The sequence below is a fragment of the Pseudomonas cannabina genome, assembly GCF_900100365.1.
GTDB classification, from domain to species: Bacteria; Pseudomonadota; Gammaproteobacteria; order Pseudomonadales; family Pseudomonadaceae; genus Aquipseudomonas; species Aquipseudomonas cannabina.
Window position 1 is genome coordinate 5311490 of the sequence record NZ_FNKU01000001.1, and the last position, 10610, is coordinate 5322099.

Genomic DNA, 10610 nt, shown 5'->3' on the forward strand with positions numbered 1-10610 from the left:
GCGACAACGCACGCTGATCAGCCGCCCAGAGCGCGACTGATGGCGATGAATCCGGGACCGGCCAGAACGATCAGCAGGGCCGGAAACAGGAACGCCATCATCACCATCGACATTTTGGCCGACAGCTTGGAGATGTATTCCTGCAAGCGGGTCAGGCGCCGGTCGTCGATCAGTTGTTTGAGCGTCAGCAGCGATTTCAGGGCACCGCCGCCCTGATGGATCAGTTGATTGAGGATCACGCAGGTATCGCTCAACTCGTCGACTGCCAGCAGGGCAGCGGTTTTGCGCAGTTCTTCACCTAGCTCCAGCCCGGAATCGACGCGCGTCAGAACCACGCGGATTTCATCGGACAACACCGGCAGCAGCTCTTTGCCCTCGCTGCTCAGCACGCGCAAGGCCTGTTCGACCGCCATGCCGGATTCGAAGAGGATGCGCAGCAGCGGAATGAACGTGGAAATTTCGAGCACCACCTGTTTCTGGCGACGTTTGGCGGCCACCGCCAGCACTCTCTTGGGCAGCAGATAACCGACCCCCAGCGCAAACACCGGCGCGATCAATGGCTGCTCGATATTCTTGAAAAACAGCAACTGGACCAGCGCGACCACACACATCAAACCGACAGGCACGCCGATCTGGCAGGCGGCGAACAGCGAACGTTTGCTGGCGCGGCGCCAGCCAATGCGGTTGAGCAGTATCTGGGTTTCCGAATCAAGGCTGATGCTGCGCTGGCCGACGTGCGTGTCACCCAGCAGTCGCAGCAGGCTGCCGAATCGACTTTCGCGCAGCACAATGCCGCGCAGGCGTTGCTCGACCAGACGCTCGTCGCGACGTCTGCGAGCGATGCCGGACAGCAGAAGAAATGCGGCGGCGGTGAGCATCAAGGCGCTGAACAGCAGATCCATTTCAAATGCTCCTCAGCATGCGCCACAACTTCAGACAGCCCAGCAGTTGCAGGCCAAACGCCATGCTCAGCATGATTCGCCCGCTGCCGTCGTTCCACATGTGCAATAAATAGTCGGGGTTCACGACCATGAAATAACCGGCCATTCCCACCGGCAGCAGCCCCAGTACCAGCGCGGTCATGCGCGTTTCGCCGGTCATGGCGCGCAGTTGGCGACCGGCCTGCTCGCGCTCGCGAATCAGCCTGATCAGGTTTTCCATCAGTTCGCTGGCGTTGCCGCCATAACGATGGTTGACCCGCAGGCCCAGGGCAAACAGGTGAAACTCGTCGCTTTCGTACAGTTCGGCAAAATCCCGGGCGGCGTCCGGCAGGCTGACCCCCAGTTGCACGTTGCGCTCGATGCGGCTCATGCCGTCCTTGAGCGGCTGGTCTGCGGCTGCGATGCCGTAAAGCACCGCGTCGGACAGGGTTCTGCCTGATTTGAGACTGCGCACGCTGTGGTCGAGCAATTGCGGCAGTTGCTCGATCATGCGCCGCACGCGCACCCGATAGCGCCACGAAACGAACAGGCGCAGCATCAAGGGCACGCCAAGTAGCGCGCAGACTGCGCCGATGCCGCCGCCCAGTCCGTAACCGATCAGGACCACCAGCGCATACAGCGTCAGCGCCAGCCCCACGCGTTCGGTCGGATGGCCCAGTCCGGCGCGGATAAACGCGCGGTCGAGCCTGGCCCAGCCGGGTTTCTCGACGACCGGCGCGACCTGCCCGGCGGTCAGGCGCTGCCTGACCCGCTCGCTGGCTTCCTGATTGAGCGCCAGATAGAACAGGCGGATGGACGCCATCAATTGCAGCACGGAAATCAGGCCCAGTATCAGCGATGCCGTCATGCTGCCTCCCTGGCCAAATCAGTAGCCCGGCCGCAGTTTGTCACCGGCCGCGTGCGTCGCTTCACGCATGAAACCGACTCCGGTGCGCCGGTCCAGACGAAACAGCGTGTTGGTGACATAAATGTCGTCGCGCACCCCGACCACCTCCACCACTTCGCTGACGCAGCGTCGGCCGTCCGGCAGGCGGGCCAGCTGGATGATCACGTCCAGTGCCGCGCAAACCATTTGCCGCAGGGTTTTCTCGGGGATCAGGCGTCCGGTCAAGCCGACCAGGGTTTCCAGGCGCAACAGTGCGTCCTGCGCATTGTTGGCGTGGACAGTGCTCATCGAGCCGTCATGGCCGGTGTTCATCGCCGTCAGCACGTCCAGCACTTCGACGCCACGAATCTCGCCGAGGATGATGCGGTCCGGGCGCATCCGCAGCGAGTTGCGAATCAGGTCGCTGGCGCGTACTTCGCCATGCCCTTCGGCGTTCGGCGGGCGGGTTTCCAGACGAACCACGTGCGGGTGGCTGAGTTGCAGCTCGGCCACGTCTTCGATGGTCACCAGCCGCTGATGACTGTCGATCAACTGGCTCAGGACGTTGAGCATGGTGGTTTTGCCGGTGCCGGTGCCGCCGCTGACCAGAATGTTGCAACGCTTGCCGACCGCTTCCTGAAAGAACTCGAAGATCGGCTGGTCGATGGTCTGCATCGCCACCAGATCGGCGCTTTTGAGCATGTCCTTGCGAAACTTCCGGATCGACAGGCAAGGGCCGTCCAGCGCGATGGGCGGAATGATGGCGTTGACCCGGCTGCCGTCGGGCAGGCGTGCGTCGACCATGGGCGAAGACTCGTCCAGCCGCCGGCCCATCGGGGCGAGAATGCGCTGCATCACGCGTTCTACATGGTGCGAGTCCATGAAACGCAGGTCGGTGTGATGCAGCACACCATCGCGCTCGACGAACACTTTGCTCGGCCCGTTGACCAGGATTTCCGTGACTGAAGTGTCGCGCAGCAGCACTTCCAGCGGCCCGAAGCCGGTCAGCTCGTCGACCAGTTCTTCAGCCAGGCGCTCCATTTCGTAACGGGAAATGGCCACCCGCAGGCGTGCGACGTACTCGGCAACCTTGTCGATGACAAATTGCGCCAGCGCCGGTCGTGATCCTTCGAGCAGGTTTTTGCCGCTCTCTTCGATACCGTCGATGATGTAGCGGTGCAATACCAGTTTCAGGCCTTGCCCGTCATCGCCCTGACCTGGCGAACGTGAAGACACGCCAAACAGTTTTTCCGCCACTATTTATTCCCCCACAGTCGTGCGAGCCAGCCTTTGTCGGATTTTTCCTGAGCCTCTGAATGGCGCGCGAGGTGTTCGCCCAGACGCCGCACGCCGGTGCACAAGGCGTCGCGCGACGCCAGTTCGAACAGCGTGATGCCCTGATTCTTGGCGTTGAGGCGCAGTTCTGCGGCGAGCGGCAGCACCGCAAGCACCTGCAGGCCGAAGGTCTTGCCCAGGGTTTCCGAATTGGGCGCGACCGAGCGCAGGTAGCGGTCCACGAGCAGGCTGGCGTGCTGCATTTTCATGCCTTTCTCGCGCCAGTTATTGAGTACCGTCAGGTTGCGGCGGCAGCCCAGAACGCTCTGATCGGTGTACCACAGCAGTTGATCGCAGTGGCTGACCAGCGAGCGCAGTGCTTCGTTGTCCGGTTGGCCCACGAGGTTGACGATAACGTGCTGGAAGTGCTGGCGCAGCGCGCTCAGCAGCATGTACAGCTCGGCGGCGCTGGACTGTTCCAGATGATCATCGGCTTCGGCGTAGGCCAGAATGCGCAGGCCGCTCTCGCTGGTGGTGAAGGCACTGTCGATCAGCGTTGCGTCCAGCCTGCGCAAATGGCGCAAGGCATCGCCGAAGCTGAACGTGGATTCCAGGCCGAGCAACGACAGGCTGTCGCCGCGCGGCACGCCCATGTCCAGCAGCAGCGTGCGTTGCCCGGTCTTGTGCACCACCATCGCCAGGTGCGTCGCGATCAGTGCGCCGTCATCATCGCTCTGCGCGCCATACAGCACCGACAGGCCGCTCATGTTCGGGTTTGGTGTCACGGCGGGCAGGCGCTTGCTCAGGCGCCGGACCAGCCCGGCGACCTCGCTGGAGCGCGAGCCATAGGCGACGAAATCCCGCGCCCCCGCGCGCATGGCGTTGAGCACCAACTGGTTGTCCATGCCGTCGCCCAGCGCCACGATGGCCAGCATCGGCTTGGCTTCCAGTGCGCTTTCGATCAGCGCGCTCTGAGTCATCAGGTGCTCGCGGTCCAGGCCGACGAACACCACGCTGGCAAAGGTCACGTCGACCAGCGCCAGCAAATCGTCGAGGCTGCCGGTGCCAGCGCTGACTACCTGGCCAAGCGAACCCAGCGCGCTCTGCAGCCACTCCAGGTCGGTGTTGTTGCGGGTGATTGCCAGAAACGTCTGGCTCAGCGCCTGGCTCATTGGGATAACCCGCTGCGCCGGTCGAAATCGCCGCTTTCCAGGAAATACAGGCGCGGAAAGCTCGGGTCGTAATTGCGCAGACCTTCGCCCGGCAGCGAGGGCAACTGGGCGTTGGCGGCCAGGGGTTGTACCAGATGCGGGGTGACAATCATCAGCAGTTCACGCTCGTCACGCTGGATCTGCGAGCTGCGAAAAAAAGCGCCAAGAATCGGGATGTCGCCCAGCCCGGGAAACTTGTCCACCGAGCCACTGTTGCTGGAACTGATCAGCCCGCTGACCACGAAGCTTTCCCCGTCGGCCAGCGCGATGCTGGTGTCGGTGCGGCGGATATTGAGCGCGGGCACGGTGGTTCCAGCGATGGTGATACCGGCAGAGAAGTCCAGCTCGCTGACCTCCGGCGCGACCTTGAGCAGAATCCGGTCGCGTCCTACCACTGTCGGCGTCAGGGTCAGACGCACGCCGAATTCCTTGTACTCGATGGAAATGCCGTTGCCTTCACCATTGGGTACGGGCACCGGGAACTCGCCGCCAGCCAGAAAGCTCGCGCTCTGGCCGTTGAGCGCGACCAGGCTGGGACGCGCCAGTGTGTAGGCGTAGCCGCTGTTTTCCATGGCGTTAAGCATGCCCAGCACCTTGCTGCTGCCGCCGCCCCAGACGATATTGAAATTGCTGTTGTTCAACGGAATGCTCGGCCGGGTTGCGCTCACGGTGCCGGGTGTGACGTTGACGCCCGGCACCGTGCCAGGCGCGCCGAACAGAAAGTTGTTCGAGCCTTTACCGAAGATCGACGTGCTGGCTTCCTTGAGTTTGCTGCGGCTGACCTCGACGAAGCGGATGTCGGTCTGCACTTGACTGGGCAACTGTGCGTCGCCGGACGGCACGGATGCCGTCTCGACCATCGACGCAGTCGCCCGCCCACGGACGAACACCATGCTCTGGCGCGGCGCGCTGGAACAGGCGGTCCAGACCATCAGGCTGGTGGTGCCCTGGGCGACGCCGGTCAGCAGAAAGCCATCGTTGCCGCTCACGTGTACGTCGGCAATTTTCGGGTCGCCTACGGCGATACGCGTGATCGCCACTGGTGAGCTGATGTTCTGCTGAATCCCCTGATCGATTTCCACCGCCGCTGGCATCGCAGCGAGCGTGCTGCAACTGCCCGGCGCGGCCCAGACTGAGTCCATGGACAGGGCGGTCAACAGGACGACCAGCCACCTGCTTTTTTTAACTGGCACGAAACAGCAGCTCATCAAATGCAATCCTTGCTCTGTCAGGGAGTTTGTTGCGTGATCTGGTTACCGCGTATGACTTCGACGGGGCGCGATGTGCGTGAGGCTGCACCGGGAGTCGAGGCGCTGGCCGGGCTCAGGCTCAGTTGGCGAAAGCTGACCAACTGACGACTGGCTGAATCCAGCCGCTCGGCGACGTCGCGACGGCTGCCGTCGCCAGCCCAGTAATCCTGCAGATTGCCTTCGTCAGCGCTGCGCACGGCCAGGCGTAATACGCCGGTTTGCGAGGCCAGCATCAGGCGCCCCAGCAAAGCCTCCGGCACGGCCACCGAGACGGTCCGCGCGCTGCTGCGGCGCTGCTCCTGCTGGAGGCGTTCGTCAGCGGTGACGTGCTGCACCGGCTTGCCGTTGCGATCCGGGCCGAGCAATTCGCCGACACTGAGCACGCGCAGGGCAGGTACCACCACTTGGGTGGAGCGAACGGGGTTGGCAGTGTCTTCCGCCAGATAGAGCAGCACGTCGACGTAGTCGCCGGGGCTGAGTTGCCCGGACGCGCCGATCACTTCATCCACTTGCAACGCCAAGGCGCGCTCATGCGGGCGGATCATTCGCGCCAGCGTGCCGCCCGCCTCGAAGTTGCTCTCGCTGAGCCAGGTTCCGGCGTTCAGCGTTCGCCAGCTGCTGCGGCCCACCAGTTTATCGATGGTGTCAAAGCTTCCGGGCGGCGCTACCTTGAGGCGCTCAATCACTAGATCTTCCGGTGTGATCGGCGTGTAGGCAGGGACGTCCCGAGCGACCACCACGACATCGTGGCGCAACGCGTCCTCGACGGGCGGTGTCGGAACGGCTTGGGGGGGTAATTCAGCGGTGACGGTGGGGGCCGGCGCAGGAACGGCAGCAGGCTCTTCAGCCGGCCTGCCGACCACGATTCCCAGATACCCGGCGATCAACGCGCCCAGCAAAAACAGTACAGCGAGCACCATGGTGATACGACTGCTCATGGCAACTTTCCCTTTGTCATCGCGAGACAATCTCGAACCGGTGCGTCAACTTCGCAATAAGGCAACGGTGAACGGCATACAGGCTTTTGTGTGACGTTAGCTCATTGTTGCAAAAGCGCCATAGTGCTTTGGTCTGAAAGGGTTTTTGGATCGATGGGGTTGTGCTGGAAGTGTCTGTTTCGGGGGGCTTTGCCGGGGCTATAACTTTCCGGTTAATGCTTTTTTGCGATTGTGGGTTTGGGGTTTGGGGACAATGCTGAGGGTGCAGACGGTTTCGCATGTGTCGTGCATGTTCGCGCCTTGAAGGCGCAAGGAGAAATGAGATGTTCCTTACCAAGGTTTATGTGGGTGCCTATACCCGGATCAGTTGTTTACTGAAGGACCGTGAGGCGGCTTCGGGTATCGAGTATGCGTTGATCGCTGCAATGGTTGCTGTTGCAATCGTTGCGTTTGTGCCGGATATAAGTAAGAACGTGGCTACAATTTTTACAAAGCTTCAAAATGCATTGGTTACTACTAGCGCGACGCCAGCCGCAGGGTAGTTTATGATCGTGCTTCTGAGCTCATCCCTATTGAGATAACTACATGGCTGTCCATCCCACCCGCCAGCAATTGCTTCTGGTTGACGACGAAGAGGACGCGAACGAGGAGCTGGCGGAACTGCTCGAAGGCGAGGGGTTCTGCTGCTTCACGGCGTCCTCCGTCAAGATGGCCCTGCATCAGTTGACGATCCACCCGGACATTGCGTTGGTTATCACCGATCTGCGGATGCCGGAGGAGAGCGGCATCCAGCTGATTCGTCACTTGCGCGACCACACCTCCCGCCAGCACCTGCCCGTCATCGTGACCTCTGGCCATGCCGACATGGACGACGTCAGCGACCTGCTGCGCCTGCACGTGCTCGATCTGTTCCGCAAACCCATCTACCACGTCCGCCTGCTGGAAACCCTCAATAACCTGTTCCCCGAGCCGAAGATCTTTCAGGTTCAGTAACGGCTGGCCATCTCTCTGTTTCTGTGGGACCGGACCGGGCAACGCTTCGCTTGTCCGCGATCTGCCGGGAACCGGCAGTGAAACATGCCGCCGCGCTAGCCCAATCACTCCACCACACTGAATTCAACCCTCGCCGTCTGGCCGCTTTCGTCCAAAACGCTCAATTGATAGCGACCCGGCTTGTTCAGGGTCGGGGTGAAGTCTTGCTGGGTGTCGGTGTCGGCCAGTGGTGCGCCATCAATGAACCACCAGCGTCGTCCGCTGCCACCCAGCGCCGTGAGGTTCAGGCGCAGCGCCTGGCGGCTGGAGGCGGGCAGGCGCAGGTTGTCACCTTCGCGCACGCCGACGATGCTCAGTGGCGGCGCGAGGTTCAGGTTTTGTGGCGGGCAGTCCGGGTCGGCGGGCGGCAGGCGTGTTTCGCGGCGTTCCGCCTTGGGCAGCCAAGGTTCCAGTGGCGCGGGCCAGAGGGCGATCTCCTGCGACTGGGCATCCGGGCAACGGCTGCCGACCCGCAAGCCCTTGGCATTGACCCATATACGCTCCTGCAAACCCAGCCCGAGCGGTTGATCGGCCGCTTGCAGGGTCGGCGGCGTGGTGCCGTCCAGTGTCCAGGCGAAGCGCTGGCGGCGGCAATTGGGGTCGCTCTTGCTCATCGGCTGACCCAGCGGCCAGCAGATCGCCGCCACCCCGACATTCGACGGTACCGCCTGAACCGGCGCAGCAATCCCGCGCTGGCTGTCGCGATTGACCAGCACATCGTGCACCTGCAGCATCAGCGGCGCAGCCGAGGCCAGCCCGAACTGCCCTGGCACCGGCGTACCGTCCGGCCTGCCTATCCACACACCGACCAGAAAACGCGGCCCGACGCCAATCGCCCAGGCATCGCGAAAACCATAACTGGTGCCGGTCTTCCAGGCCAGTTGCGGGCGCTGCACCAGCTCTGCACGCGGATCGATGTCCGGCCGCGATTGACCGCTGAGAATACGCCGGATAATCCACGCCGCCCCCGGTGACATCATCCGCCGCTCGCGCAGCCGGTCCTGTGGTTGCAGTCGCACATCGGCGCTGCGTCCTCCTCGGGCAAAGGCGCTGTAGCCGGTCACCAGATCTTCCAGCCGACTGCCCGCGCCGCCCAGAATCAGCGCCAGATTCGGCTCGGCCAAGGGAGGCAGGGTCAGCGGCACGCCGCCATTGCGCAGTTCGGCGGCAAAGCGTTTCGGGCCGTAAACCTCAAGCAGCTGCACGGCAGGCAGGTTGAGGGACATCGACAGCGCGGAGCTGGCGGCGACCGGCCCGCCGAAACCGGTCGAAAAGTTGCCCGGCCGATAATCGCCATAGCGACGCGGCACGTCCTGCATCAGCGATTCGGAGTGAATCAGCCCGGCGTCCATCGCCATACCATAGAGGAACGGCTTGAGCGTCGAGCCCGGCGAACGCAGTGCGGTGACCATGTCCACATGGCCAAAACGTTTGGCATCGCTGATGTCCACCGAGCCTACGTAGGCGCGCACCGCCATGTTTTCTGCTTCAACCACCAGAATCGCTGCGGAGGTACGCTCCGGCAATCGCGCCCGCCAGCCCATCAACAGGTCTTCCATGCGCCGTTGCAGCGAGGCATCCAGTGTGGTGCGGATCAATGGCGGGCTGTTCGGCCGATTCAGGCGTCGGGCCAGCAGTGGCGCAAGGCTCGGTTCCTGACGCGGTGCCAGCCACAACGGCTCTTCCAGTGCTTCGTCGACGCTGCCCTGCGGCCACACCTTGAACTCGGCCAGCCGCTTGAGCACCTTGTCGCGGGCCAGTTGCGCACGCTGCGGATGACGATCAGGCCGCAAACGGCTCGGCGCCTGCGGCAATACCGCCAACAACGCGGCTTCAGCGCGGGTCAGGTTTTGCGGGGACTTGCCCAGATAGGCCCAACTGGCGGCGGCCACCCCTTGCAGCGTGCCGCCAAACGGCGCGCGATTGAGGTACAGGTCAAGGATCTGTTCTTTCGATAGGTGCCACTCAAGCTGCAAGGTGCGCCACACCTGGCGAAACTTGCCGGGCAGGGTGCGCGAATGTGGGTCAAGCAGCCGCGCAACCTGCATCGACAGCGTGCTGCCGCCGGACACCACGCGGGTCCCGCTGAGGTTCTGCCAACTGGCGCGCACCAGCGCCAGCGGGTTGATGCCCGGATGGCTGTAGAACCAGCGATCTTCGTAGGTCAGCAGCGCTTCGAGGTAATACGGCGATACCTGAGCGTGCGTAACCGGGTAGCGCCACACGCCATTGGCGTCGGCGAAACGCCAGAGCGGCGTGCCGTCTTCGGCGAGCACGACACGGGCCAGATCGTCCTTGGGCAGTGGTAACGGCCAAATGCGATCAGCCAGCCAGAGCAGGGCGATGAGCAGCAAAATACCGCCTGCCAGCCATTTGATTTTTTGCACGAGGCGCAGAAGAAATTCAGGTTTCAACGCAAAGAGCCTTTATGATCCACGGAACCTGGCGCCCCTGGCGATAGCCAAAGCGGACAGATCATTTTCTTCACGACCCCAATCAGGACGTACATATGCAGGTAGAAGGCTTTTTTGAATGGCTCGGGCAGGCCATCGGCGCGGTGATTCGTTTCTTCGTCGACGGTCTGGCGTGGTTGTTCAACGGGTTTACCCATGCCGGGGGAAATTTTGTCGACGGCCTGTCGCGCACGCTCGGTATGGACACCTCGCTGATCAGCATCGTCGCACTGATCATCGGCCTGATGCTGCTGTACTCGGCCGTCCGCGCGTTCATGCGTGCGTCAATCATTCTCGGGATCATCTGGCTGGCGCTGGGCCTCTGGTTGCTGAGCTGGATTATTCATTGATGGGCTAACTTCGCCTCCCTGTGGGAGCGGACCGGGCGACGCGTCGCTTATTCAAGAAGCCTCCATTTCAGGCAGTACATTTTCAGCGGATGTACGCTTTCCCTGTGGGAGCGAACTTGTTCGCGAAGGCTTTATTCCGGACGATACATCTTAAGGGGATGCACCGGCCTCTTCGCTTGTTCGAGAAAGCTTTATTTCAGGCGACAGATCTTCAGCGGATGTACGCTGTCCCTGTGGGAGCGAACTTGTTCGCGAAGGCTTTATTCCGGACGATACATCTCAAGCGGATGCACCG

General features: G+C 62.4%; 10 protein-coding genes. 3 read left to right on the forward strand and 7 right to left on the reverse strand.

Annotated features, from left to right (window positions below; translation table 11 throughout):
* Positions 1-17: 17 nt before the first annotated feature.
* Genes BLT55_RS24935 through cpaB form a run of 6 tightly spaced genes read right to left on the reverse strand, consistent with a single transcriptional unit; the run spans position 18 to position 6480 of the window.
* On the reverse strand, positions 18-902 hold the full coding sequence (locus BLT55_RS24935; RefSeq protein ID WP_055001236.1) for a type II secretion system F family protein: 885 nt from the start codon (positions 900-902) through the stop codon (positions 18-20).
* A gap of 1 nt (position 903) precedes the next feature.
* Entirely contained in the window at positions 904-1788 is an 885-nt protein-coding gene (locus BLT55_RS24940; RefSeq protein WP_055001235.1) for a type II secretion system F family protein, read from the reverse strand.
* Positions 1789-1806: 18 nt separating this feature from the next.
* Entirely contained in the window at positions 1807-3063 is a 1257-nt protein-coding gene (locus BLT55_RS24945; protein WP_055001234.1) for a TadA family conjugal transfer-associated ATPase, read from the reverse strand.
* Entirely contained in the window at positions 3063-4253 is a 1191-nt protein-coding gene (locus tag BLT55_RS24950) for a CpaE/TadZ family protein (protein ID WP_055001233.1), read from the reverse strand. The genes BLT55_RS24945 and BLT55_RS24950 overlap by 1 nt, the downstream gene beginning before the upstream one ends.
* On the reverse strand, positions 4250-5500 hold the full coding sequence (locus BLT55_RS24955; protein ID WP_074801066.1) for a type II and III secretion system protein family protein: 1251 nt from the start codon (positions 5498-5500) through the stop codon (positions 4250-4252). The genes BLT55_RS24950 and BLT55_RS24955 overlap by 4 nt, the downstream gene beginning before the upstream one ends.
* A 20-nt stretch (positions 5501-5520) precedes the next feature.
* Entirely contained in the window at positions 5521-6480 is a 960-nt protein-coding gene (gene cpaB / locus BLT55_RS24960) for a Flp pilus assembly protein CpaB (protein ID WP_055000852.1), read from the reverse strand.
* Between the two features lie 323 nt (positions 6481-6803).
* On the opposite strand from cpaB, the gene BLT55_RS24965 reads away from it, so the two are divergent.
* Positions 6804-7022 carry a Flp family type IVb pilin gene (locus BLT55_RS24965; RefSeq protein WP_055000851.1) on the forward strand — a complete coding sequence of 73 codons (219 nt, stop codon included), beginning with the start codon at positions 6804-6806 and terminating at the stop codon, positions 7020-7022.
* A gap of 43 nt (positions 7023-7065) precedes the next feature.
* A complete protein-coding gene (locus BLT55_RS24970; protein ID WP_055000850.1) occupies positions 7066-7473 on the forward strand; it encodes a response regulator in 408 nt (135 codons plus the stop codon).
* Between the two features lie 104 nt (positions 7474-7577).
* Here BLT55_RS24970 and pbpC read toward each other — a convergent pair whose 3' ends face one another.
* Entirely contained in the window at positions 7578-9926 is a 2349-nt protein-coding gene (gene pbpC, locus BLT55_RS24975) for a peptidoglycan glycosyltransferase PbpC (RefSeq protein ID WP_055000849.1), read from the reverse strand.
* Between the two features lie 95 nt (positions 9927-10021).
* Between pbpC and BLT55_RS24980 the strand changes: the two genes are divergently transcribed.
* Positions 10022-10315: a hypothetical protein gene (locus BLT55_RS24980; RefSeq protein ID WP_002555356.1), complete on the forward strand. Its 294-nt coding sequence runs from the start codon at positions 10022-10024 to the stop codon at positions 10313-10315.
* The last annotated feature ends 295 nt before the right edge of the window (positions 10316-10610 follow it).

Excerpts from the sequence above, each read along its gene's own strand:
- BLT55_RS24935 (WP_055001236.1), bottom strand. The coding sequence starts at position 902 with ATGGATCTGCTGTTCAGCGCCTTGATGCTCACCGCCGCCGCATTTCTT.
- BLT55_RS24940 (WP_055001235.1), bottom strand. The coding sequence starts at position 1,788 with ATGACGGCATCGCTGATACTGGGCCTGATTTCCGTGCTGCAATTGATG.
- BLT55_RS24950 (WP_055001233.1), bottom strand. The coding sequence starts at position 4,253 with ATGAGCCAGGCGCTGAGCCAGACGTTTCTGGCAATCACCCGCAACAAC.
- BLT55_RS24955 (WP_074801066.1), bottom strand. The coding sequence starts at position 5,500 with ATGAGCTGCTGTTTCGTGCCAGTTAAAAAAAGCAGGTGGCTGGTCGTC.
- cpaB (WP_055000852.1), bottom strand. The coding sequence starts at position 6,480 with ATGAGCAGTCGTATCACCATGGTGCTCGCTGTACTGTTTTTGCTGGGC.
- BLT55_RS24965 (WP_055000851.1), top strand. The coding sequence starts at position 6,804 with ATGTTCCTTACCAAGGTTTATGTGGGTGCCTATACCCGGATCAGTTGT.
- BLT55_RS24970 (WP_055000850.1), top strand. The coding sequence starts at position 7,066 with ATGGCTGTCCATCCCACCCGCCAGCAATTGCTTCTGGTTGACGACGAA.
- BLT55_RS24980 (WP_002555356.1), top strand. The coding sequence starts at position 10,022 with ATGCAGGTAGAAGGCTTTTTTGAATGGCTCGGGCAGGCCATCGGCGCG.